The sequence below is a fragment of the Pseudomonas helleri genome, from assembly GCF_001043025.1.
GTDB lineage: Bacteria > Pseudomonadota > Gammaproteobacteria > Pseudomonadales > Pseudomonadaceae > Aquipseudomonas > Aquipseudomonas helleri.
Genome location: NZ_JYLD01000003.1, coordinates 199,899 through 224,384 on the forward strand (window position 1 = coordinate 199,899; position 24,486 = coordinate 224,384).

Below are 24,486 nucleotides of genomic sequence, written 5' to 3' on the forward strand. Positions count from 1 at the left end.
TGGCTGCTTGCAGCCTCGTCAACAGAGCCTTGAACACCATGCTTTTGCCTTCTCCCTGGCGCGCTGACTTTCCGGCCATCGCCGCCCTGCAACGTCAGGACCAGACTTATCTGGACAACGCTGCCACCACGCAAAAACCTCAAGCCCTGCTCGACGCACTGACGCACTACTACGCCAGTGGCGCCGCCAATGTGCACCGGGCCCAGCACCTGCCGGGCGCGCATGCCACCCAGGCGTTTGAGAACTCGCGCTGCAAAGTCGCCCAATGGCTCAACGCGGCTGACTGCGGGCAAATAGTCTTTACCCACGGTGCCACTTCGGCACTGAACCTTCTGGCTTACGGGCTGGAACACCTTTTCAATCCGGGCGATGAGATTGTCATCAGCGCCCTGGAGCACCACGCCAACCTGCTGCCCTGGCAGCAGCTTGCCCAGCGTCAACAGTTAACCCTGGTGGTGTTGCCGCTGGATGCCGACGGCGTAATCGACCTTGACGCCGCCACCCGCCTGATTACCCCGCGCACCCGCCTGCTGGCTGTCAGCCAGTTGTCTAACGTGCTCGGCGTATGGCAGCCCTTGCCTGAGTTGCTGGCCCTGGCCAAAGCGCAGAACGCCTTGACTGTGGTCGATGGGGCCCAAGGCGTGGTCCATGGCCGTCAGGACGTGAATGCGCTGGGCTGCGACTTCTATGTGTTTTCCAGCCACAAACTGTACGGCCCGGACGGGCTGGGCGTGCTGTTTGGCCGCCATGGCGCACTGGCCAGCCTCAAGCACTGGCAGTTTGGCGGCGAGATGGTCCAGGACGCCGACTACCAGCACGCCACCTTCCGCCCCGCCCCGCTGGGCTTTGAAGCCGGTACACCGCCGATTGCCAGCGTGATTGGCTTGGGCGCGACCCTGAGCTACCTGAGCAGCCTCGACCAGAGCGCCGTCGACGCTCACGAAGCCGCGTTGCACGCGCTGCTGATTGAAGGCCTGCAACAGCGCCCCGGCATTCGCCTGCTGGGCTCGCCGCAACTGGCACTGGTGAGTTTTGTGGTCGAGGGCGTGCACAACGCCGACCTTGCCCACTTGTTGACCGAGCAAGGCATTGCCGTGCGGGCCGGGCATCATTGCGCCATGCCCCTGCTGAAAAGCCTTGGCTTGGCAGGCGCCATCCGCGTGTCGCTGGCGCTGTACAACGACTCAGATGACCTGCAACGCTTTTTCGATGCCCTCGACCAGGCCCTGGAGTTGCTGCAATGACCCTGCCCGCTGAGGCTCAGGCCGCCCTCGACAGCTTTGAACACTGCGCCAGTTGGGAACAACGCGCCCGCCTGCTGATGCAATGGGGCCAACGCTTGCCCGAGTTGGCCGAGGCCGACAAAACCGAGGCCAACCGCGTGCACGGCTGTGAAAGCCAGGTGTGGTTGGTGGGTGAATTAAAAGACGGCCACTGGCAATTTGCTGCCAGCAGCGATGCACGCTTGATTCGCGGGTTGGTGGCGTTGCTGCTGGCGCGGGTCAATGGCTTGTCCAGCGAGGCGCTGCACCACGTAGACCTGCCCGACTGGTTCAACCAGCTTGGCCTGAGCCGCCAGTTGTCGCCATCGCGCAGCAACGGGCTGAATGCGGTGTTGCAGCGGATGCGCGAGTTGTCTGCTTAACACTGACCCTGTAGGAGCGAGCTTGCCTCGCGATCTTTTGATCGTTTAAAAAGATCGCGAGGCAAGCTCGCTCCTACAACTCAGGGTTTGGCCTTGACCTTCTCTGAAGGTCGGCGCACGCCCGCCACGATCTTGTCCACGGCCTTGGTGGCCGCGACCATGCCGAAGGTCGCGGTAACCATCATCACGGCACCAAAACCGCCAGCGCAATCGAGCTTCACGCCATCGCCGACAAAACTCTTCTGCAGGCAAATGCTGCCGTCAGGCTTGGGATAGCGCAGTTGCTCGGTCGAAAACACGCACGGCACGCTGTAATGACGGGTCACTGTGCGCGAAAAGCCGTAATCGCGGCGCAAGGTAGAACGCACTTTCGAGGCCAGCGGATCATTAAAGGTCCGGTTCAAGTCGCAGACCTGAATCAGGGTCGGGTCAATTTGCCCGCCCGCACCGCCCGTGGTGATGATCTGGATCTTGCGCCGCTTGCACCAGGCAATCAGCGCCGCCTTGGCATTGACGCTGTCGATACAGTCGATCACGCAGTCAATGTTCGGGGTGATGTATTCAGCCATGGTTTCGCGGGTCACGAAATCCGCCACCGCATGCACGGTGCACTCCGGGTTGATCTCGCGCAGGCGCTCCGCCATCACTTCGACTTTGTCCCGACCAATGGTCGAGCTCAGCGCGTGCAACTGGCGGTTGCTGTTGCTGACGCACACGTCATCGAGGTCGAACAACGAGATTTCGCCGACGCCGCAGCGGGCAATGGCCTCGGCCGCCCACGAGCCGACACCGCCCACGCCCACAATTGCCACGTGCGCTGCACGCAGTCGTTCCAGGCCTTGCAGCCCATATAACCGGGCGACGCCGGCAAACCGTGGATCTTCTGTACTCATCACCAACACCCCAAAAACCGGCGCGCATTATAGGGGGCATGCGGGCCGTTGAGTATCTTTACCAAGCTCTATGCGACCAACACTGCTTTAATGACCCACTAGTTAACAAGACAAGAGCTACAAGCAACAAAGAAAGAACTTAAGAGTGCTCTAGCTGCCCAATGCGCGACCTGATTCCGTGCGCTGTACGGTAGGTCAGAGCGCAGTGTAGGATGCGCGCCGTTTGGCACCTGCCGATCGATCTTCGTTCCACTCCTTTTGGAACCCGAAAACGTTATGTCATCGCGTAAATTTGGACTCAACCTGGTGGTCGTGCTGGCCATCGCTGCCCTCTTCACAGGCTTCTGGGCGCTGATTAACCGCCCGGTATCCGCCCCCAACTGGCCTGATCAGATCTCCGGTTTTTCGTACTCGCCGTTTCAACAAGGCCAGTACCCGCAAAAGGACCAGTACCCGACCGACGATGAAATGCGTCGCGACCTGGAGATCATGAGCAAACTGACCGACAACATTCGTACCTACTCGGTCGACGGCACCTTGGGCGACATCCCCAAGCTGGCGGAAGAGTTCGGTCTGCGGGTGACCCTCGGCATCTGGATCAGCCCTGATCTGGAGCGCAACGAGCGCGAAATTCAAAAAGCCATCGAACTGGCCAATAACTCGCGCAGCGTCGTACGGGTCGTGGTCGGTAACGAAGCGCTGTTTCGCGAAGAGATCACCCCCGAAGACCTCGCCGTGCTGCTGGACCGGGTGCGGGCCGCAGTTAAAGTCCCGGTGACAACGTCTGAGCAATGGCACATTTGGGAGAAATACCCGCAACTGGCCAAGCACGTTGACCTGATCGCCGCGCACATCCTGCCGTACTGGGAATTTATCCCGGTCGACAAAGCTGGCCAGTTTGTTCTGGACCGCGCCCGCGACCTGAAAAAGCTCTTCCCGAAAAAACCGCTACTGCTCTCCGAGGTCGGCTGGCCGAGCAACGGCCGCATGCGCGGTGGCGCCGACGCGTCACCGGCTGACCAGGCGATTTACCTGCGTACGCTGGTCAACAACCTGAACCGTCGCGGCTACAACTACTTCGTGATCGAAGCCTTCGACCAGCCGTGGAAGGCCAGCGATGAAGGTTCGGTAGGCGCGTACTGGGGTGTATTCAACGCGGCCCGCCAGCAAAAATTCAACTTTGAAGGCCCGGTGGTTGCCATCCCGCAGTGGCGCGTACTGGCCATTGGCTCGGTGGTGATGGGCTTGCTGTCGCTGGCCTTGCTGCTGATCGACGGCTCGGCCTTGCGTCAACGTGGCCGCACCTTCCTGACCTTCACTGCGTTCCTGTGTGGTTCGGCGCTGGTATGGATCGGCTACGACTACAGCCAGCAATACAGCACCTGGTTCAGCCTGACGGTGGGCTTCCTGCTCGGGCTGGGCGCGCTCGGGGTGTTTATTGTGCTGCTCACCGAGGCCCATGAACTGGCTGAAGCGGTCTGGATTCGCAAGCGTCGCCGGGAGTTTTTACCGGTCGAAAGCGACGATGCCTACCGCCCGAAAGTCTCGATTCATGTGCCGTGTTACAACGAGCCGCCAGAGATGGTCAAACAGACGCTTAACGCGCTGGCCAACCTCGACTACCCGGACTTCGAAGTGTTGCTGATCGACAACAACACCAAAGACCCGGCGGTGTGGGAACCGGTGCGTGACTACTGCGCCACCCTGGGCCCGCGCTTCAAGTTTTTCCATGTGGCACCGCTGGCCGGCTTCAAGGGCGGCGCGCTGAACTACTTGATCCCGCACACCGCGCCAGACGCCGAAGTGATCGCGGTCATCGACTCCGATTACTGCGTCGATCGCAACTGGCTCAAGCACATGGTGCCGCACTTTGCCGACCCTAAAATCGCCATCGTGCAGTCGCCACAAGACTACCGCGATCACAGCGAAAGCACCTTCAAGAAGCTCTGCTACTCGGAATACAAAGGCTTCTTCCACATTGGCATGGTGACCCGCAACGACCGTGACGCGATCATTCAGCACGGCACCATGACCATGACCCGTCGCTCGGTGCTCGAAGAACTGGGCTGGGCTGACTGGTGCATCTGTGAAGACGCCGAGCTGGGCCTGCGCGTGTTCGAAAAAGGCTATTCCGCAGCCTATTCCCACAACAGCTACGGCAAGGGGCTGATGCCCGATACCTTTATCGACTTCAAGAAACAGCGCTTCCGCTGGGCCTATGGGGCGATTCAGATCATCAAGCGTCACGCGTCGAGCCTGCTGCTGGGCAAAAACACCGAGTTGACCCGCGGCCAGCGTTATCACTTCCTCGCGGGCTGGTTGCCGTGGGTGGCTGACGGCATGAATATTTTCTTCACCGTGGGCGCCCTGCTGTGGTCGGCGGCGATGATTATTGTGCCGACGCGGGTTGACCCGCCGTTGCTGATTTTCGCCATCCCGCCGTTGGCGCTGTTTGTGTTCAAGGTCGGCAAGATCATCTTCCTGTACCGCCGCGCCGTGGGGGTTAACCTCAAGGACGCGTTTGCCGCAGCCCTGGCAGGCCTGGCGTTGTCACACACCATTGCCAAAGCGGTGCTGTACGGCTTCTTCACCACCAGCATTCCGTTCTTCCGTACGCCTAAAAACGCCGACAACCACGGCTTTTGGGTGGCCATTTCGGAAGCCCGCGAAGAAGTCTTCATCATGCTGTTGCTGTGGGGTGCAGCGCTCGGGATCTTCCTGGTCCAGGGCCTGCCGAGCAACGACATGCGCTTCTGGGTGGTGATGCTGATGGTGCAATCGCTGCCGTATCTGGCGGCGCTGATCATGGCCTTCACCTCGTCCCTGCCCAAGCCTGTTGAAGCCGAGCAGGAGCAACCCGCGGCATAAATTGCACGCAACCTCTAAACGGCGGCCTCTGGCCGCCGTTTTGCTTTAAGATAACCGCCCTTTTGTGCCGTGCCGCCCGCACTTGTCCCGCTTCGGAGTCCCTATCATGACGGCCCATGCCGACCTTTCGCCGACCCTGCAACTTGCCTGCGATCTGATCCGTCGCCCTTCTGTGACGCCGATCGACGCCGACTGCCAGAAGCTGATGATGCAACGCCTGGGTGATGCCGGCTTCAAGCTGGAACCGATGCGCATCGAAGACGTTGATAACTTCTGGGCCACCCACGGCAAACACGAAGGCCCGGTGCTGTGCTTCGCCGGCCACACCGACGTGGTGCCGACCGGCCCGGTGCACGCCTGGCAGAACGACCCGTTTGACGCAGTGATCGACGAACACGGCATGCTCTGCGGACGCGGCGCCGCCGACATGAAGGGCAGCCTCGCGGCCATGCTGGTCGCCGCTGAGCGCTTTGTTACGGACTACCCGGACCACAAGGGTTCGGTTGCGTTTCTGATCACCAGCGACGAAGAAGGCCCGGCCCACCACGGCACCAAGGCGGTAGTCGAGCGTTTTGCCGCGCGCAACGAGCGTCTGGACTGGTGCATCGTTGGCGAACCATCGAGCACCACCCTGGTCGGTGACGTGGTGAAAAACGGCCGTCGCGGCTCGCTGGGCGCCAAGCTCACCGTTCGCGGTGTTCAGGGTCACGTTGCCTACCCGCATCTGGCCAAGAACCCGATCCACCTGGCGGCACCGGCGCTGGCTGAACTGGCCGCCGAGCACTGGGATGACGGCAACGCGTTCTTCCCGCCGACCAGCTTCCAGATCTCCAACCTCAACTCGGGCACCGGCGCGACCAACGTGATCCCCGGTGATCTGGTGGCGGTTTTCAACTTCCGCTTCTCTACCGAGTCCACCGTTGAAGGCTTGCAGCAGCGCGTCGCTGACATCCTCGACAAGTACGGCCTGGACTGGCACATCGAGTGGGCGCTGTCCGGCCTGCCGTTCCTGACCGAGCCGGGCGCCCTGCTGGACGCCGTATCGTCGAGCATCAAACAGGTCACCGGCCGCGAAACCAAAGCCTCCACCAGCGGCGGCACCTCGGACGGGCGTTTTATCGCCACCTTGGGCACGCAAGTGGTTGAACTGGGCCCGGTCAACGCGACGATCCACCAGGTCAACGAGCGGGTACTGGCCAGCGATCTCGACGTGCTGACCGAGATCTACTACCACACCCTGATCAAGTTGCTCGCCTGATGCTCGCTTGCCCTATTTGCGCAGCGCCGCTGGCGGCGCTCGACAATGGCGTGGCCTGCCCCGCGGGCCATCGCTTTGACCGTGCCCGCCAGGGTTATTTGAACCTGTTGCCGGTGCAGCACAAAAACAGCCGCGACCCTGGTGACAACCAGGCCATGGTTGAAGCCCGCCGCGATTTCCTCAACGCAGGCCACTATGCACCGGTTGCCAAGCGTCTGGCCGAACTGGCCGCCGAGCGCGCCCCGCAGCGCTGGCTCGACATCGGCTGTGGCGAGGGCTACTACACCGCGCAAATCGCCGACGCCTTGCCCAATGCCGACGGTTACGCCCTGGACATCTCCCGTGAAGCGGTCAAGCGCGCCTGCAAGCGCAACCCGAACCTGAACTGGCTGGTCGCCAGCATGGCGCGGGTGCCGATGGCTGATGCCAGCTGCCAGTTCCTTGCCAGCGTATTCAGCCCGCTCGACTGGCTTGAAGCCAAGCGTTTGCTCAGCCCCGGCGGCGGTTTGATGCGCGTAGGGCCGACCCGTGGCCACCTGATGGAGCTGCGTGAGCGGCTCTATGACGAGGTACGCGACTACAGCGACGACAAACACTTGGCCCTGGTGCCGGACGGCATGCAGTTGCAACACAGTGAAACACTGGAGTTCACCTTAAGCCTGAGCGAGCCCCAGGACCGCGCCAACTTGTTGGCCATGACCCCGCACGGCTGGCGCGCCAGTGCCGAACGCCGGGCACAGGTCATCGAAGACCCGGAGCCTTTAAAGGTGACCGTGTCCATGCGTTACGATTATTTCGTGCTTCAATAACCCTTTTACGGCCTGCCACCCCAGCGGCAGGCCCGACGAATCCGCGAATGGATTTTTCAGACACGAGTGAGGACCATCCATGCGCCAGCCCGATATTGAGATTTACCTGAAGGAACCGCTCACCCACAAAGAAATCGTCGACTGGTTATCCAAGGCGCTAGGCGGATGCACGGAGTGGAAGCAAAAAGGCCAGCTATGGAAATGCACCGCTGGCAAAGTCCCGGTGACCTGGACGCCAAAGGCCGTGGGCAAATGGCACAGTTTGTACTTGGAAAGCGACCAAACACCGTGGGACGACGACATCGCCTGCGCCCGTGACGCCTTCACGGCATTGAACGTAGAAGTCCGTTGCGCGCCGGGCACCTGGATTGAAGAAGAAGGCGAAGAAGACGCCGACCGCTGGATCCGCGTCAGCGCAGACGGCGAAGAAGAAATCATCTGGCGCACGTCCTGATCCATACAGCAATACCCTGCAGGAGCGAGCTTGCCTCCCGATCTTTTTAAAGGATCAAAAGATCGCGAGGCAAGCTCGCTCCTACACGTTTTGTGGGGTTACAGCCCTACCACGTCTTCTGCCTGAAACCCTTTGTTACCGGACACGCGGGTGTATTCAACCTGCTGGCCTTCGGTCAAGGAACGATGGCCTTCACCGCGAATCGCGCGGTAATGCACAAACACATCACCCTCGCTTTCACTCTGGATAAAACCGTAGCCTTTGGCGTCGTTGAACCATTTCACATTGCCAGTCAAACGTGTGCTCATAGATCCTTCCCCCTTTTTATTTTTTGAATGGGCGCATTGGTTGGCCCGCCAAGAACTTTTACTCGAACTTAACTTTCCAAGACCTTGTCTTACGCCATAAGGCGAAAGAGGGTCGAGTATATGTCAGCGCGAAGAACACTCAATCAATATTAGTTCGCTGCTTTTTTGCCGATTTTCCAGAGATACGGCACACTACCAACCCGAGTAAACACTCGTTTTAATCCACTAACGCAGAAGCCGTATGACCCGCTCCCCATTCCACCGTCTCGTCTTTGGCGCCCTGCGTCGCTTGCTGTACCTGTGGGTACGTTCGGAGACTATTAACCAGTCCTCCCTGGCGCTGAGCCTGGACCGCAGCCGACCGGTGTTCTACGTCCTGCAATCGCCGTCGATCACCGAACTGGCGGTGGTCGATGCCGAGTGCACCAAAGTGGGTCTGCCACGCCCGGTGTTGCCCGTTGCCGTCGGGGCCATGACCGAACCCGCTGCGTTCTTTTACCTGACCCCCGAGCCCGATTGGCTCGGCCGTCAGGACAAACGCGGCGCGCCGCCCACGTTGACCCGTCTGGTCGATGGCTTGACCCACAACCCGACTGAGGATGCACAAATCATTCCGGTCAGCGTGTTCTGGGGCCAATCACCCGACAGCGAGTCCAGCCCATGGAAGCTGCTGTTTGCCGACAGCTGGGCGGTTACCGGGCGTCTACGCCGGCTGTTACGCATTCTGATTCTGGGTCGAAAAACCCGTGTGCAGTTCTCTGCGCCGATCCATTTACGCGAGCTGATCGACCTCAACAAAGGTCACGAGCGTACGGTGCGCATGGCCCAACGCATTTTGCGTGTGCATTTTCGTAACCTTAAAATCTCCACCATCGGCCCCGACCTCTCGCACCGGCGCACGCTGGTCAAAGGCCTGGTCAATGAGCCCGCGGTTCGTCAGGCCATCCTCGATGAGGCCCAGCGCGAGAATATTTCCCCGGAAAAAGCCAAGGCCCAGGCCCTGCGCTACGCCAATGAAATAGCCTCGGACTACACCTACACCGCCATCCGCTTCTTTGAAGTGATCCTGAGCTGGTTCTGGAACAAGATTTACGACGGCGTCAAAGTCAACGACATCAAGGGCGTGCAAGACGTCGCCCAAGGCCACGAGATCATCTACGTACCGTGTCACCGCAGCCACATTGACTACCTGCTGCTGTCCTACTTGCTGTTTCGCAACGGCCTGACCCCGCCGCACATTGCCGCCGGGATCAACCTCAACATGCCGGTGATCGGCCCGCTGCTACGGCGCGGCGGGGCGTTTTTCATGCGCCGCACGTTCAAGGGCAACCCGCTGTACACCTCGGTGTTTAATGAGTACATGCACACCCTGTTCACCAAAGGCTTCCCGGTGGAGTACTTCGTGGAAGGCGGGCGTTCGCGCACCGGGCGCATGCTGCAACCGAAAACCGGGATGCTGGCCATCACCCTGCGCAGCTTCTTGCGTTCTTCACGCACCCCCATCGTCTTTGTCCCGGTGTACATCGGCTACGAGCGCGTACTCGAAGGCCGCACGTACCTGGGCGAACTGCGCGGCGCGAGCAAGAAAAAAGAATCGATTTTCGACATCTTCAAAGTCATCGGCGCTCTGAAACAGAAGTTTGGCCAGGTGGCAGTCAACTTTGGCGAGCCGATCAAACTGGCGGAGTTTCTCGACCAGGAACAACCCGACTGGCGCAAGCAAGAGCTGGCACCGCTGTACCGGCCTGACTGGTTGAATGCCACCACCAACCGCCTGGGCGAGAAAGTCGCCCGGCACCTCAACGAAGCGGCGGCGATCAATCCGGTCAACCTGGTGGCGCTGGCCTTGTTGTCGACCAGCAAACTGGCACTCGACGACCGGGCGATGGCGCGGGTGCTGGACCTGTACCTGGCGTTGCTGCGGCGTGTGCCTTACTCGCCGCACACCACCCTGCCCGACGGCGATGGCCAGGCCTTGATCGAACACGTCAAAGCCATGGATTTGCTGTCTGAGCAAAGTGACGCGCTGGGCAAAATCCTCTATCTGGATGAGCAGAACGCGGTATTGATGACGTACTACCGCAACAACGTGCTGCACATCTTTGCCCTGCCCGCCTTGCTGGCCAGTTTCTTCCAAAGCTCGTCACGCATGACCCGCGAGCAAATCCTGCGCTACACCCGCGCACTCTACCCGTACCTGCAATCGGAGCTGTTTATCCGCTGGTCACTGGACGAGCTCGACGGTGTGGTTGATCAATGGCTTGAAGCCTTTGTCGAGCAAGGGTTGCTGCGCTTCGAAAACGACATTTACCTGCGCCCGGCCCCCAGCTCACGGCACTTTGTGCTGCTGACGCTGCTGTCCAAGAGCATTGCGCAAACCTTGCAGCGCTTCTACATGGCCATCTCGCTGCTGCTTAACAGCGGCCAGAACACATTGAGCAGTGAAGAACTGGAAGACCTGTGCACGATGATGGCCCAGCGCCTGTCGATCCTGCACGGGCTCAACGCCCCCGAGTTTTTCGACAAGAGCCTGTTCCGTCACTTTATCGAGACATTGCTGGAGCAAGACGTGTTGCGCCGCGATGCCAACGGCAAGCTGAGCTATCGTGAAGTGCTGGGTGAACTGGCCGAAGGCGCGGCTAAACGCGTGCTGCCGCCTGAGATTCGCCTGTCGATCCGCCAGGTGGCACTGCATCGCAGTGAAGATGCACAAGACCAACCACCACCGCCGCTCGAAAAAACGCCTTAACCAAGAACACCCGGCCACTCATGCAGTGATTGGCCGGGTGTACACATCGGCGACTTTATTCTGTTAATCCTTTGGAAACTGCCATGAAAAAAATCCTTTTACTCAGCCTCACGGCCTTGCTCGGAGCCTGCAGCTCGATGAACTCCACCCCGCAAGCCACCCTCGACGGCGAAGTGTTTTACCTGCAACGCATCGCCCTGCCGCCCACCGCCACCCTTGAAGTGAGCCTGCAAGACGTGTCGCTGGCCGACGCCCCGGCCGTGACCCTGGCCAAGCAAAGCGGCACCATCAAAGGCCAGGTGCCACTGCCGTTCCACCTCACCTATGATCCCGCAGACGTCAAACCAGGGCACACCTATGCGGTGAGCGCGCGGATCGAAGAAGACGGCAAACTGCTGTTTATCAGCACCGAACGCAACAGCGTTGACCTGAACGCCAAATCACTGCAACCGATTCGCTTGCGCGTCGATCAGGTGCGTTAAGCCAACATCACCTGCTGACTCCTCTGTGGGAGCGGGCTTGCTCGCGATGGCAGCAACGCGGACATGCAGAACCACCGCACCGCCAGCATCGCGAGCAAGCCCGCTCCCACAGGTTCTTTAGCCCTCACTCAGGCTTTTTCACCCTGAACCACGCGGCATACAGCGCTGGCAAGAACAGCAGCGTCAAAGCCGTGGCCACGATCAGGCCGCCCATAATCGCCACCGCCATCGGGCCGAAGAACACGCTGCGTGACAGCGGAATCATCGCCAGCACCGCCGCCAGAGCGGTCAGCACAATCGGTCGGAACCGCCGCACTGTCGCCTCAATAATCGCCTGCCACGGGGCCAGCCCCGCCGCCTTGTCCTGCTCGATCTGGTCCACGAGGATCACCGAGTTACGCATGATCATCCCCGACAAAGCGATGGTGCCGAGCATCGCCACAAAGCCAAATGGCTTGTTGAACACCAGCAAAAACAGGGTCACACCGATCAACCCCAGCGGCGCGGTCAAAAACACCATCGCCATGCGCGAGAAGCTGCGCAGTTGCACCATCAGCAACGTCAGCACCACCACGATAAACAGCGGCACGCCGGCTTTCACCGAATCCTGGCCGCGGGTGGAGTCTTCCACGGTGCCGCCCACTTCAAGCAAATAGCCATCCGGCAGTTCAGCGCGAACCCCTTCCAGGGTCGGCAAAATCTGCTGTACCAAAGTGGCCGGTTGCTCCTTGCCGTAGATGTCAGCGCGCACGGTGACTGTCGGCAAGCGGTTGCGGTGCCAGATGATGCCTTCTTCAAAGCCATATTCCAGCGTCGCGATTTGCGACAAGGCAACGCTCTGACCGTTGTCGGTGGGCACCGACAAACTCGGCAGCAACGACAACTCGGTCCGCTCCTGAGGGGTGCCGCGCAGCAGGATCTCGATCAACTCGTTGTCTTCGCGGTACTGGCTGACGGTCGAGCCCAGCAAGGTGCTTTGCAGAAACCGCGACAGGTTGGCGGTGCTCACGCCCAGCGCCCGCGCCCGGTCCTGATCGACATTGAGGTACACCACCTTGCTCGGTTCTTCCCAGTCCAGGTGCACGTTTACCACGTGCGGATTTTCGCGCACCTTGGCCGCCGCTTTACGCGCCAGCGCCCGGACTTCTTCGATGTGTTCGCCGGTCACCCGGAACTGCACCGGATACCCCACAGGCGGGCCGTTTTCCAGACGGGTGACCCGCGCCCGCACCGTGGGGAACTGCTCGTTCAGGGTATCGATCAGCCAGGTGCGCAGGCTTTCGCGGTCTTCAATGGTCTTGGCCAGCACCACAAACTGGGCAAAGCTGGCGGCCGGCAACTGCTGGTCCAGCGGCAAGTAAAAGCGCGGCGAACCGGTACCCGCGTAGGCCACGTAGTTCTCGATGCCGGGGTGATCCTTGAGCAGGTTTTCCAGGCGTTTGACCTGTTCCGTGGTGTTGCTCAGCGAAGCCCCTTCGGCCAGCTTCAGATCGACCATCAGTTCAAAGCGGCTGGAGGCCGGAAAGAACTGCTGCGGGACAAACTTGAACAGCACCACCGAGCCCAAAAACAGCAGCACGGTCAGCGCGATCACGGTTTTGCGGCGGCGTACGCACCACTCCACCAAACGTCGAATGCGCTGATAAAACGGTGTGCCATACGGGTCCGGAGCGCCCGCGCCGGTGCCGTGTTTGGCGGCATGCAGCTTGGCCAGATCCGGCAACAGCAACGCGCCCAGATACGGCACGAACACCACGGCAGCAATCCACGATGCCAAGAGTGCGATGGTGACCACCTGGAAAATCGAGCGGGTGTACTCACCGGTGCTCGACTGCGCCATGGCAATCGGCAAAAAGCCCGCCGCTGTGATCAGCGTGCCGGTGAGCATGGGGAACGCGGTACTGGTCCAGGCAAAACTCGCCGCCTTGAGCCGGTCGTAGCCCTGCTCCATCTTGATCGCCATCATTTCAACGGCAATGATCGCGTCGTCCACTAGCAGGCCCAGCGCCAGCACCAGCGCACCCAGCGAGATCTTGTGCAGGCCAATGCCGAAGTAATGCATGGCGGCGAATGTCATCGCCAGCACCAGCGGGATGGTCAGGGCCACCACCATGCCGGTGCGCACGCCCAGCGAGAAGAAACTCACCAGCAACACGATCGCCAAAGCCTCCACCAGCACCTGAACGAACTCACCGACGCTGGTTTTTACCGCAGCCGGCTGATCCGACACCTTGGCCAGTTTCATGCCGGCCGGTAGGTTGCGTTGTAGACGCTCAAATTCGACTTCGAGGGCTTTGCCCAGCACCAGAATGTCGCCGCCGTCTTTCATCGCCACGGCCAGGCCAATAGCGTCCTGACCCATAAAGCGCATGCGCGGTGCTGGTGGATCATTGAACCCACGGCGCACATCGGCCACGTCGCTGATGCGCAACGTGCGCTCACCCACCCGAATCGGGAAGCGTTCGATCTCTTCAACGGTTTTGAAATTACCGCTAACGCGCAATTGCACGCGCTCGGTCGGGGTCTCAAAAAAACCTGCGGTCGATACCGCGTTCTGTTCTTGAAGCGCTTGTTGCACCGCCGCCAACGGCAAGCCCAAGGTCGCCAGTTTCAGGTTGGACAGTTCGATCCAGATCTTTTCATCTTGCAGGCCGAGCAACTCCACCTTGCCCACATCCTTGACCCGTTGCAGCTGAATCTGGATGCGGTCGGCGTAGTCTTTGAGCACCGCGTAGTCGTAACCTTCGCCACTCAGGCTGTAGATATTGCCGAAGGTGGTGCCGAATTCATCGTTGAAAAACGGCCCCTGCACGTCAGGCGGCAAGGTATGGCGAATGTCGCTGATTTTTTTGCGCACCTGATACCACAGGTCCGGGATGTGCGAAGAGTCCATCGAGTCGCGGGCCATAAAGGTCACTTGCGATTCGCCAGGCCGGGAAAACGAAACAATGCGCTCGTATTCGCCGGTCTCCATCAGCTTCTTTTCGATGCGCTCGGTGACCTGACGCGACACTTCTTCGGCGGTCGCACCCGGCCACAACGTACGAATGACCATGGCCTTGAAGGTGAACGGCGGGTCTTCGCTTTGTCCCAACTTGGTATAAGAAAGCGCACCAACCACAGCCAGCAACAGCATCAAAAACAGCACGATCTGGCGGTTGCGCAGCGCCCAGGCGGAAAGGTTGAAACCCATCTGGATTACTCCTTCACCGCGACATTGATCGTTCGGTTGGAACGATCAATAGGTCGTACCTCCTGCCCCTGATGCAGCACGTGCACGCCAGCCGAGACAATCCAGTCATTGGCCTTGAGCCCTTCGAGCACCGGCACGCTGTTCTCGCCAAACGGTCCGACCCGCACAGGCACCTGCTCCAGTTTGTTGCCCTGGCCAACGCGCCACACATAGGTCGCGCCGTTTTCTGCGGTCAGGGCCGAGAGCGGCACCGACAAGGGGCTCACCCCTTCGCTCGGGATAAAAACCCGGGCACTTTGGCCCAGCTCGGCAGGGACTTTGCCTTCGGTGAAAGCGATTCGGGCGGCGAAAGTGCGCGATTTTGGATCAGCAGACGGCGACAGCTCACGAATCCGCCCGCTGAAGCGCTGGCCCGGCTGCGACCACAGTTCAACCTCAACCGGCAGGCCGATCTTGAAACGGCCAAAGGCTTGTTCCGGCAAGCTGATGAGCACCTCACGCTCGCCATCGGCGGCCAGGGTAAACACGGTTTGACCGGCGGCCACCACTTGCCCCACTTCTACCTGACGCTGAGCGATCACGCCGTCTTGTGGCGCGCGCAACACGGCATAACTGGCCTGATTGCTGGCCACGTCCTGCTCGGCCTTAAGCTGCTGGAGCTTGGCTTCACCGGCGCGGTAGAGGTTTTCGGCATTGTCGAACTGCGAACGGCTGACCATCTGGCGGTCGAGCAAGGTTTTGTAGCGATCACGCTCGGCACGCACCAGATTCAAATTGGCCTGCCCCGCCGTGACTTGCGCGCGGGTGGCATCCAGTTGTAGCCGTACGTCTTGCGGGTCGAGTTCTGCCAGCGGCTGATTCGCCTTGACCCGCTCGCCTTCATCCACCAGGCGCTTGGTCACTTTGCCGCCGATGCGGAACGCCAGTTGCGGGTCAAACCGTGCCCGCACCTCGCCCGGATAACTTTGCATCGCCAACGCCGAAGGCTGCGGCTGAACCACCAGCGCCGGGCTAACAGTGACTTTGACGGGCTGCTCCTGCCCACACGCAGACAGCAAAAACACCAGACAGACAGGCAAAGCGCGGGGCAAGGCATGGCGCAACATGGGGATGACCTTTCGCTAATGAGGCTTGGAATATTTATACTGGACGGCATGTTATTAATACTAAACTCACCAGTCCAGTAATAAACGGATATGTCTGACGATCATTTACCCCCCACTGCACTCGGACGCCCCAAGGACATGGCAAAACGCCAGGCCATCCTTGATGCGGCGAAATCCCTGTTTCTGACCCATGGCTATGCCAACACCAGCATGGATGCGGTCGCGACCCTGGCGGGGGTCTCAAAACTGACGGTCTACAGCCATTTCACCGACAAAGAGACGCTGTTCTCCTCGGCGATCCTCGCCAAGTGCTCTGAACAGTTACCGGATTTGTTTTTTGAACTGCCCGACGGCGTACCGATTGAAACGGTCTTGCTCGCCATTGGCCGGGGGTTTGTGGCGCTGATCAACAGCGAAGAGTCGCTCAACCTGCATCGATTGATGGTGACCCTGGGCACCCAGGACCCGAAGCTGTCGCAGATCTTTTTTGAGGCGGGGCCGGAGCGGGTGGTGCTGGAAATGGAGCGCCTGCTGAACAAGATTCACAACACCGGTACCCTGCGCATTGAGCGTGCGCATTACGCGGCGGAGCACTTCTTCTGCATGCTCAAGGGCTCGCCCAACTTTCGCCTGCTGTATGGCTACGGCGGCGTGCTGACCGACGAAGAAACCGAGGCGCATATACAGGAAGTGGTCGAAGTGTTTATGCGGGCTTATCGGGCGAACTGAAAGGCCCACACCCCCTGTAGGAGCGAGCTTGCCTCGCGATCTTTTTAACGATCAAAAGATCGCGAGGCAAGCTCGCTCCTACAGCGGGATTTATAGCGCTTAAGGCTTCAACGCCTTCTTCGGGTAGATGTCGTAACGGCTCGATTTGCCGTCCAGCGCGTGGCTCGGCTTGGGGCCGGCAATGCACGGGGCCTTGCGCGGGCGTTTGACCACCACGCGGTGGGTGGCCAGCGCCAACGCCGCCTCAAGCAAGGCCGGTGCGTCGTTGTCATCCCCTACTAACGGGCGGAACAGGCGCATTTCTTTCTTCACCAGGGCGGTTTTCTCTCGGTGCGGGAACATCGGGTCGAGGTAGATCACCTGCGGCGGCTCGCCTTCCCAGTTGCGCATCACTTCAATCGAGTTGCCTTTGAGCAAGTGCATGCGCGACACAATCGGCGCCACCTCAAAGTCGTCCAGGCCACGGGCCAAACCGTCTTCCAGCAAGGCGCCGATCAAGGGCTGGCGTTCGATCAGGCTCATCTCGCAGCCCAGGCTCGCCAGCACGAATGCGTCCTTGCCCAGCCCCGCCGTGGCATCCAGCACGCGCGGGCGTACGCCCTGTTGAATTCCCACAGCCTTGGCAATCATTTGCCCGGTGCCGCCACCAAACAAGCGCCGGTGAGCTGCGCCGCCTTCCACAAAATCAACCCGCACCGGGCCGGGGGCATCCGGGCCCAGCTGTTGCAACTGCAACCCCTGGTCGCCGATCTGCAAGGCAAAGTCAGCCTGCGGCTCGTCCAACGGCAGCCCCAGGCGCTCAGCCCATTGCTCGGCCAGGGCCTGATAAGCCTCGTCCAACGCTTCGACTTTGATACGACTGCCCGCTGCTTGCTCAATCATTTAAAACACGCTCAAAAATTTAATGATCGGCAAACGCTGCCGATAAATGAAATATCCGGCATTTTGCCAGAGCTGGGCGTCGACCGAGAGCTATGTCAGACATTCATTCCGCATCCATCGGCTTTATCGCCCCCATTGGCGACTTTGGCCGACACAATTCGCAAGTCACAGGCAGCGTCAATCACCTGTGGAAGGACTTCTATGCCCAGGCCATGGCAGAGCAGTCGGCGACGGATGAATTCCCGGCCATCGAGATGCCCCTCGCGGCGGCGCACGAGAATGCCGAGCCCAGCGGCGGCAATGATGTCCTGAGCGCCATCGTGACCCAGCGCCATTGCAACGTGCAGGACACCGAGATCAAACCGCCCGAAGCGTTGTTCTTGCCAATTGCTGAGTTCGAGCTGGATTTGCTGCCGCCTACCGCGCTGCCCTTCCCGCCGGATGTCATCGCCGAACAACAGCACCTGCAGGCGTTCAACGACGCCTGGGTTCGTCCATTGGTCATGGCCCAAGGTCAGCCGTTGCCCGAGCCGGGTCCGGCGCCTGAGCCTCGGCCTTTGCACTTACCGATTGCCGAATTTGAAATGGACCTGCTGGATAAACCCGCCGAGCCATTCGACGTCGCCACCTTGATTGAACAGCAGAACGCGATGGACTTTGACCTCGCCTGGGCGCGCCCATTGATCGTCAATAACCTGCGCCTGGCGGCTTAAAGCAGCCCCAGTTGCTCGGTGGTTTGCGGCGTGTGCAAGTGGGCCAGTGCGGGCAGCCCCGGCAAGCGCTCAGTCAACTGCTGATGAAAACGCCGCGCCAGCTCCGGTGCCCGGTGGTTGTCCGGGGTGTGCAAAAAGACATAAGGCTTGCGGCCTTCTTCGATCCAGCCAGCGACTTTCTCCACCCAGGGTTTCAAGTAAGGGTCATTGGCCTGCAGTTCCGGGCGCCCGATAAAGCGCACTTGCGGGCATTGGGTAAACGCCGCCGGTCGTGGCGGTACCTTGGGCTTTTTCGACTGGGCATGCAGCACCGCCGGGTCGCTGGAGTCGCAACTGAACAGCGCCCGCGGATCAAGGCAAATACGCTCGCCCCCGCGCTCCATCAACACGCGATTGAGCAAGCGCTCGGCATCGCCCTTGGCAAAAAATTCCGGGTGACGCACCTCAACGGCCAATGGACGCTGCAAGTCATCGATGAAGCTCACCAGCTCGGCCAGCCGCTGCGGCCCGAAGCTTGCGGGCAGTTGCAGCCAGAACGGCGCCACGCGCGGCCCCAGTGGCTTTAACAACTGCAGGAAGCTTTCGATTGCCTGCCCTTGCTCACGCAAATCGCCGCCGTGGCTGATCTCACGGGGGAACTTGGCCGTAAAGCGAAAATGTTCGGGCATGCTGCTTGCCCAACGCGCCACCGTGGCGGGCTTGGGGCTGGCATAGAACGTGGTGTTGCCTTCAACGGTATTGAACACCTGCGCGTACAGGCTCAAAAACTCGGTGGGTTGGGCATTTTGGGGGTATAGGCCTTCGCGCCAGGCGTTTTCACTCCAGGACGGGCAGCCGAGGTAATAAGGCAGTTGGGCATCAGTCATGCCGTCAAATGTACAGGTCCAGCCCCATCACTTCTATTTCCCAATCAACAAAGCCTTGGGTGGTCAGGTAACTGGCGAGGGCGCTGGCGGCGTTTTTGCTCATGCCGCGCTGGAAAATCATGTCCTGGGAACGCACCGGCAGTTGGCTGATGCGCTCACCCGACGAGGCCTGGCGAGTGACTTGCGGCAGGTTTTCAAGTTCAGCCGGGCTGTCTTCTACCGACTCATCAACCTGCACCTTGCCTTTACGCGGCTTGCGCTTGATGGGGTAAGACTGGGAGGAAAAGCCGTCAATACGCATAAGTGCAAGCTCGGTAGCGGTATTGGCAATTTAGCGGCGTTGGCCCGACTAAGCAAATAGTCCTGTGGGAGCGGGCTTGCTCGCGATGCAGGCAACGCGGTATGCCTGTTACAACTTGCCGATTCAATCGCGAGCAAGCCCGCTCCCACAACCCGATCCAATAATAGCTGGGCTAGATAAGACCACGCTCAGCGCGGGTTGCCGCCACTTTGTCGCGCAGGTACACCGGCTGCGCATCGTCGGCGCGGATGGCTTCGCCGCGTGCCCAGGCAAAACGCGCCAGGGTCAGCAAGTCTTCAGCATGGGGCAACATGCCAGCGTCCAGCGCTGTTGGTTTGACGTTCAAGCGCTCGGCATAGCCCCAGCCGGTGCCAGCACCAAACCAGTCACCGCTGGCGCCGTCCGGCAACGCGGCGGCTTCAGGTGGCAACACCGCTTCGACGCCTTGCAGGCGCATTTCACCGGCCTGCTCGCGGTAGCAACCCCAATAAACTTCGTCCATGCGCGCATCAATGGCCGATGCCACCTGGGTCGCGCCGTGCTCGCGATAGGCACGCTGGGCCAACGCTGCCAAGTTGGAGATCGGCAATACCGGGCGCTCCAGGGCAAAGGCCAGGCCTTGCACCACGCCGATGGCGATGCGCACACCGGTAAACGCACCCGGCCCGCGACCAAAGGCAATCGCCTCGACCGCCGACAGCTCAACGCCAGCCTGCGCCAGCAGCTCTTTAATCATCGGCAACAGCTTTTGCGCATGCAGGCGCGGGATCACCTCGTAGTGGCTTGTGACCTTGCCATCGTGCAGCAAGGCAACAGAGCAAGCTTCAGTCGCGGTATCCAGGGCCAGCAAGGTGCTCATCGGTGTTCCCGTCAGAATCAAAATTGAAAAAAGTGCAGCAGTATAAACAACAACAGCCCGCAAGCGGGCTGTTGTCTCCAAGCAAAATCGACTTATCAGCTCAGGGCTGCAAGCACCTTGGCGGTGATCGATTCTACCGAGCCAACACCGGCGATGTGGCTGTACTTGGGCTTGCCTTGGGCAGACTCAAGCTTCTGGTAGAAATCCACCAGCGGCTTGGTTTGCGAATGGTAAACCGACAGGCGGTGACGAACGGTTTCTTCGGTGTCGTCTTTACGCTGAACCAGGTCTTCACCGGTCACGTCGTCTTTACCTTCAACCTTTGGCGGGTTGTGCGCGATGTGGTAAACGCGGCCCGACGCTTCGTGAACGCGACGACCGGCGATGCGCTGAACGATTTCTTCGTCTTCTACGGCGATTTCAACCACGTGATCCAGCTCTACACCGTTGTCGACCAGTGCTTGAGCTTGTGGGATGGTGCGCGGGAAACCGTCAAACAGGAAACCGTTGACGCAATCTGGCTGAGCAATGCGCTCTTTGACCAAGTTGATGATCAGATCGTCAGAAACCAGACCGCCGCTGTCCATGATGCTTTTAGCTTTCTGGCCCAGTTCGGTGCCAGCCTTGACCGCAGCACGCAACATATCGCCAGTGGAGATTTGCGGGATGCCAAATTTTTCAGTGATGAACTTCGCCTGAGTACCTTTACCGGCCCCGGGAGCTCCCAGCAGAATTACGCGCATCGATGTGCTCCTCAATTTTTTATTTAAATGACAACAGACTCGCCTCTTGGGGCCAATCTCAAAATCGGGTAATGGCCGCAAAACAGGCCAAAGGGCTGACCAAGATACACAGCCGTTCCGGACCACACAAGCGGGCCAAAGTAGGAATAATCACTGCTAAAGCAGCCCTTGCGACCGGGTGTCACAGGTCGCAACCCTGGCAAAAAGTGTCGCGCCGGGGCCGGATCAGGCCATGAAAAGCCCCGATGTTTGGCACCACGGCGCGACTTTTGACTAGCGAACGAGCTTAGCCGGTGTTGCGCAAACCCGCCGCGATCCCCGCCACAGTCACCAGCAGCGCTTGTTCCAGAGGGCTGTCCTGATCGGTTTGCTGGCGTCGCGAACGCGCCAGCAGCTCAGCCTGCAACAAGTGCAGCGGGTCAAGGTAGGTGTTGCGCAAGCGGATGAACTCCAGCGTGTCCGGGCTGTGCGCCATCAGTTGAGACTGCCCGGTCAAACCCAGCACCACCTCGCACGCCTGCGACAATAAGTCGCGTAAGTGAGCACCCAAAGGCAGCAATTCAGGGGCCACCAGACGTTCGTCATAGAGCCGGGCGATGTCGGCATCCGCTTTGGCCAGGACCATTTCCAGCATGTCGATGCGGGTGCGGAAGAACGGCCACTGCTCGCGCATTTGCGCCAGTTGCTCTCCTTCGCCGCGCGCCAGCGCCTGGCTGAGCGCGGTTTCCCAGCCGAGCCAGGCGGGCAGCATCAGGCGGGTTTGAGTCCAGCCGAAAATCCACGGAATGGCGCGCAAGCTTTCAATCCCGCCTGCACGGCGCTTGGCCGGGCGACTGCCCAAGGGCAAGCGGCCCAATTCCTGTTCCGGGGTGGACTGGCGGAAATACTCGACAAATTGCGGGTTGTCGCGCACCACCGAGCGGTAGGCCTTGACCCCGTCGTCGGCCAGTTCGTCCATCAGTACTCGCCACCCCGGCTCAGGCAGCGGCGGTGGCAGTAACGTGGCTTCGAGTACCGCCGACAGGTACAGGTTGAGGTTTTGCTCGGCGATGTCAGGCAGGCCAAATTTGAAGCGGATCATTTCGCCCTGTTCGGTGGTACGGAAACGCCCCGCCACCGACCCCGGCGGTTGCGACAGAATCGCCGCATGCGCCGGGCCGCCGCCACGCCCCACTGTGCCGCCACGGCCATGAAACAGCAGCAAATCGACGTGTTGCTCGCGGCAAATATTCACCAGATTTTCTTGCGCCCGGTACTGCGCCCACGCCGCTGCCGTGGTGCCGGCATCCTTGGCCGAGTCGGAGTAGCCGATCATCACTTCCTGCGGCCCGTGCAGGCGTGCGCGGTAACCCGGCAACAGCAACAGGCGCTCAATCACCGGCCCGGCATTGTCCAGGTCGGCCAGGGTTTCAAACAGTGGCACCACGCGCATCGGGCGCTCAAGCCCGGCCTCTTTGAGCAGCAGTTGCACCGCCAGCACGTCAGAAGCGGCACCCGCCATGGAGATCACGTATGAGCCCAGCGAAGCCCCCGGCGCAGCTGCCACCTCACGGCACGTGGCCAACACTTCGGCCGTCTCGGCGGCGGGTTTGAAGTAACCCGGCAACAGCGGGCGACGGTTGTTCAATTCGCGCATCAGGAAGATCAGGCGCGCATCTTCATCCCAGTCTTCATAGCGGCCAAGGCCCAGGTAATCGGTGATTTCAGTCATGGCCGAGGTGTGTCGGGCTGCGTCCTGACGCACATCCAGGCGCACCAGGAACAGGCCAAAGGTCACCGCCCGACGCAGGCAATCGAGCAGTGGCCCGTCAGCAATCACGCCCATGCCACAGGCGTGCAGAGACGTGTAACACAGCTTCAAGGGTGCCAGCAGGTCCTGGTTGTCGCTCAACACACCTTCGGGCGCAGGTTGTGCGCTGTGCAAGGCGCTCTGCGCCCAGGCCCGGGTGATGCGCAAGCGTTCACGCAATTGTTTGAGCACTGCGCGGTACGGTTCGGCGCTCTCTCCCGCCACCGCGAGCAATTCATCAGTGGCCTGCTGCATGGACAGGTCGGCGGCGAGCTTATCGATGTCACGCAGGTACAAATCGGCGGCCATCCAGCGCGCCAGCAAGAGCACTTCGCGGGTGACCGTGGCGGTCACGTTGGGGTTGCCATCACGGTCGCCGCCCATCCACGAGGCGAAGCGAATGGGCGCTGAATCGAGCGGTAAATGCAGCCCGGTGGCCTCGTGCAACGCCGCGTCGGCGGTGCGCAGCATGTTGGGCAGCGCCTGCCACAACGAGTGTTCAATAACGGCAAAACCCCACTTGGCCTCATCCACGGGTGTAGGGCGGGTGCGGCGGATTTCTTCGGTATGCCAGGCTTCGGCGATCAAGCGCTGCAAGCGCTCTTCGATTCGCGACTTCTCGGCCAGGGTCAGATCCCGGTGATCTTGAGCCGCCAGTTGCTCGGCAATCGCGTCGTATTTTTGGATCAAGGTGCGGCGCGTGACTTCGGTCGGGTGGGCCGTGAGCACCAGCTCAATCTCAAGGCTGCTGAGTTGTTGCGCCAGCGAGTTCGCGTCATGCCCTTCGGCCAGCAAGCGGTTCAACAACGTGGGCAGCACCTGCGACTCAAACGGTTGCGGCTGGTCATCGCCACGCCGGTGAATCAACTGGTATTGCTCGGCGATATTAGCCAGGTTCAAAAACTGGTTGAACGCCCGCGCTACCGGCAGCACTTCGTTATCGCTGAGCGCATCGAGAATGGCGCTCAATTCTTCGCCCGGAGTGCCGTGCCGGTCGTCTTTGGCACCCTGGCGGATGCGTTCGATCTTGGCGAGAAACGCGTCGCCGTATTGGTCACGAATCGTATTACCCAACAGCTCACCCAGCAGGTGAACATCATCGCGCAAGCGTGCATCAATATCGGTCATCAGCCATTTCTCCAGCAGATTCTGGGCGAGTTCGTGACCCAAGAGTGCGTCGCAATGGGCGTCGCTGGCAAGCCATGCGCGCGCTAAACAGCTAATTAGCCTATGACCCATCAGTCAGAAAAATTTTAGGCAAACTGCCATCTTTTTTTTTGAACTATTCAAATTTCGTTCAGGTCACAGCTTTTAACCATCACTGCAGGAACCTGCGTCCAACTGCTCCAGGTCACCCGACAGTTGTGATGGAGATGATGTTTTTAAGGAGTTTCCTAATGGAGTTGAAGACCATGATGACCCGCACTGTCAAAACCACCTCTCCTCGCCTGCGCGGGCTGAAACTGGCTGCATTGGCGATCGGTGCCAGCTTCGTTTTAGCCGGTTGCGCTGGTAACCCGCCAACCGAGCAATACGCTGTGACGCAGTCGGCCGTGAACAACGCCGTCAGCGCTGGCGGTACCGAATACGCTCCAGTGGAAATGAAGTCGGCACAAGACAAGCTCAAACAAGCTGAGCTGGCCATGCACGACAAAAAATATGACGAAGCCCGTCGCCTGTCCGAACAAGCTGAATGGGACGCTCGCGTAGCAGAACGTAAAGCCCAGGCCGCAAAAGCCGAGAAGGCCGTTCAGGATGCTCAGAAAGCCGTCCAGCAACTGCGTCAGGAAGGCATGCGCGGCCTGCAATAACAGCCGCCCCTCTTTGATCGCAACTGGC

At 60.2% G+C, this 24,486-nt stretch carries 21 protein-coding genes; 11 read left to right on the plus strand and 10 right to left on the minus strand.

Translation table 11 applies throughout. The features are described 5' to 3' along the window. Positions 1 to 38 precede the first annotated feature (38 nt). A complete protein-coding gene (locus tag TU84_RS06385; RefSeq protein ID WP_048368111.1) occupies positions 39 to 1,244 on the plus strand; it encodes an aminotransferase class V-fold PLP-dependent enzyme in 1,206 nt (401 codons plus the stop codon). Continuing rightward, the gene (locus TU84_RS06390; protein ID WP_048368113.1) at positions 1,241 to 1,645 is read left to right on the plus strand and encodes a SufE family protein; all 405 of its coding nucleotides are present in this window, start codon (positions 1,241 to 1,243) and stop codon (positions 1,643 to 1,645) included. The genes TU84_RS06385 and TU84_RS06390 overlap by 4 nt, the downstream gene beginning before the upstream one ends. Positions 1,646 to 1,725: 80 nt before the next feature. On the opposite strand, the gene tcdA is transcribed toward TU84_RS06390, so the two are convergent. Further along, a complete protein-coding gene (tcdA, locus tag TU84_RS06395; protein WP_048368114.1) occupies positions 1,726 to 2,538 on the minus strand; it encodes a tRNA cyclic N6-threonylcarbamoyladenosine(37) synthase TcdA in 813 nt (270 codons plus the stop codon). 276 nt (positions 2,539 to 2,814) lie between these two features. Here tcdA and TU84_RS06400 point away from each other — a divergent pair, with 276 nt between their 5' ends. The 4 genes from TU84_RS06400 to TU84_RS06415 all read left to right on the plus strand — a co-directional run bounded on the left by TU84_RS06400 (position 2,815) and on the right by TU84_RS06415 (position 7,927). Continuing rightward, the gene (locus TU84_RS06400; protein WP_048368115.1) at positions 2,815 to 5,406 is read left to right on the plus strand and encodes a glycosyltransferase; all 2,592 of its coding nucleotides are present in this window, start codon (positions 2,815 to 2,817) and stop codon (positions 5,404 to 5,406) included. A 106-nt stretch (positions 5,407 to 5,512) separates the two neighbouring features. Next, positions 5,513 to 6,664, plus strand: coding sequence for a succinyl-diaminopimelate desuccinylase (gene dapE / locus TU84_RS06405; RefSeq protein ID WP_048368117.1), 1,152 nt, complete (start codon positions 5,513 to 5,515; stop codon positions 6,662 to 6,664). Next, the gene (locus TU84_RS06410) at positions 6,664 to 7,473 is read left to right on the plus strand and encodes a putative RNA methyltransferase (RefSeq protein ID WP_048368118.1); all 810 of its coding nucleotides are present in this window, start codon (positions 6,664 to 6,666) and stop codon (positions 7,471 to 7,473) included. Before dapE ends, TU84_RS06410 begins: the two co-directional genes overlap by 1 nt. Positions 7,474 to 7,552: 79 nt before the next feature. After that, a complete protein-coding gene (locus TU84_RS06415) occupies positions 7,553 to 7,927 on the plus strand; it encodes a hypothetical protein (protein WP_048368119.1) in 375 nt (124 codons plus the stop codon). A 98-nt stretch (positions 7,928 to 8,025) separates the two neighbouring features. Here TU84_RS06415 and TU84_RS06420 read toward each other — a convergent pair whose 3' ends face one another. Next, the gene (locus TU84_RS06420) at positions 8,026 to 8,235 is read right to left on the minus strand and encodes a cold-shock protein (protein ID WP_048368120.1); all 210 of its coding nucleotides are present in this window, start codon (positions 8,233 to 8,235) and stop codon (positions 8,026 to 8,028) included. Between the two features lie 241 nt (positions 8,236 to 8,476). Between TU84_RS06420 and plsB the strand changes: the two genes are divergently transcribed. Together plsB and TU84_RS06430 are read left to right on the plus strand one after the other, a co-directional pair. Beyond that, positions 8,477 to 10,984, plus strand: a complete 2,508-nt coding sequence (gene plsB, locus TU84_RS06425; protein ID WP_048368121.1) for a glycerol-3-phosphate 1-O-acyltransferase PlsB — start codon at positions 8,477 to 8,479, stop codon at positions 10,982 to 10,984. A gap of 83 nt (positions 10,985 to 11,067) precedes the next feature. Next, complete coding sequence (locus TU84_RS06430; RefSeq protein WP_048368123.1) at positions 11,068 to 11,466, plus strand: YbaY family lipoprotein; 399 nt, start codon at positions 11,068 to 11,070, stop codon at positions 11,464 to 11,466. A gap of 124 nt (positions 11,467 to 11,590) precedes the next feature. On the opposite strand, the gene TU84_RS06435 is transcribed toward TU84_RS06430, so the two are convergent. Together TU84_RS06435 and TU84_RS06440 are read right to left on the minus strand one after the other, a co-directional pair. Further along, entirely contained in the window at positions 11,591 to 14,659 is a 3,069-nt protein-coding gene (locus tag TU84_RS06435; RefSeq protein ID WP_048368124.1) for an efflux RND transporter permease subunit, read from the minus strand. A 5-nt stretch (positions 14,660 to 14,664) separates the two neighbouring features. Continuing rightward, complete coding sequence (locus tag TU84_RS06440) at positions 14,665 to 15,765, minus strand: efflux RND transporter periplasmic adaptor subunit (RefSeq protein ID WP_048368125.1); 1,101 nt, start codon at positions 15,763 to 15,765, stop codon at positions 14,665 to 14,667. A gap of 90 nt (positions 15,766 to 15,855) precedes the next feature. Here TU84_RS06440 and TU84_RS06445 point away from each other — a divergent pair, with 90 nt between their 5' ends. Next, a complete protein-coding gene (locus TU84_RS06445; RefSeq protein ID WP_048368127.1) occupies positions 15,856 to 16,494 on the plus strand; it encodes a TetR/AcrR family transcriptional regulator in 639 nt (212 codons plus the stop codon). 99 nt (positions 16,495 to 16,593) lie between these two features. Here the strand turns inward: TU84_RS06445 and TU84_RS06450 are convergent, their stop codons facing one another. Next, a complete protein-coding gene (locus TU84_RS06450) occupies positions 16,594 to 17,376 on the minus strand; it encodes a class I SAM-dependent methyltransferase (protein ID WP_048368128.1) in 783 nt (260 codons plus the stop codon). 92 nt (positions 17,377 to 17,468) lie between these two features. On the opposite strand from TU84_RS06450, the gene TU84_RS06455 reads away from it, so the two are divergent. Then, positions 17,469 to 18,089, plus strand: a complete 621-nt coding sequence (locus tag TU84_RS06455; RefSeq protein WP_048368129.1) for a hypothetical protein — start codon at positions 17,469 to 17,471, stop codon at positions 18,087 to 18,089. Here the strand turns inward: TU84_RS06455 and TU84_RS06460 are convergent. The 5 genes from TU84_RS06460 to ppc all read right to left on the minus strand — a co-directional run bounded on the left by TU84_RS06460 (position 18,086) and on the right by ppc (position 23,775). Then, positions 18,086 to 18,955, minus strand: a complete 870-nt coding sequence (locus tag TU84_RS06460; RefSeq protein WP_048368131.1) for a DUF72 domain-containing protein — start codon at positions 18,953 to 18,955, stop codon at positions 18,086 to 18,088. The two genes, TU84_RS06455 and TU84_RS06460, sit on opposite strands and share 4 nt — an antisense overlap. A 4-nt stretch (positions 18,956 to 18,959) precedes the next feature. Next, positions 18,960 to 19,256 carry a hypothetical protein gene (locus tag TU84_RS06465; protein ID WP_048368132.1) on the minus strand — a complete coding sequence of 99 codons (297 nt, stop codon included), beginning with the start codon at positions 19,254 to 19,256 and terminating at the stop codon, positions 18,960 to 18,962. A gap of 172 nt (positions 19,257 to 19,428) precedes the next feature. Beyond that, on the minus strand, positions 19,429 to 20,115 hold the full coding sequence (gene tsaB, locus TU84_RS06470) for a tRNA (adenosine(37)-N6)-threonylcarbamoyltransferase complex dimerization subunit type 1 TsaB (RefSeq protein WP_048368133.1): 687 nt from the start codon (positions 20,113 to 20,115) through the stop codon (positions 19,429 to 19,431). A gap of 95 nt (positions 20,116 to 20,210) precedes the next feature. Continuing rightward, positions 20,211 to 20,858: an adenylate kinase gene (adk, locus tag TU84_RS06475; protein ID WP_048368134.1), complete on the minus strand. Its 648-nt coding sequence runs from the start codon at positions 20,856 to 20,858 to the stop codon at positions 20,211 to 20,213. A 286-nt stretch (positions 20,859 to 21,144) separates the two neighbouring features. After that, the gene (ppc, locus tag TU84_RS06480; protein WP_048368135.1) at positions 21,145 to 23,775 is read right to left on the minus strand and encodes a phosphoenolpyruvate carboxylase; all 2,631 of its coding nucleotides are present in this window, start codon (positions 23,773 to 23,775) and stop codon (positions 21,145 to 21,147) included. A 269-nt stretch (positions 23,776 to 24,044) separates the two neighbouring features. On the opposite strand from ppc, the gene TU84_RS06485 reads away from it, so the two are divergent. Next, positions 24,045 to 24,458: a DUF4398 domain-containing protein gene (locus TU84_RS06485; RefSeq protein WP_048368136.1), complete on the plus strand. Its 414-nt coding sequence runs from the start codon at positions 24,045 to 24,047 to the stop codon at positions 24,456 to 24,458. Positions 24,459 to 24,486 lie beyond the last annotated feature (28 nt).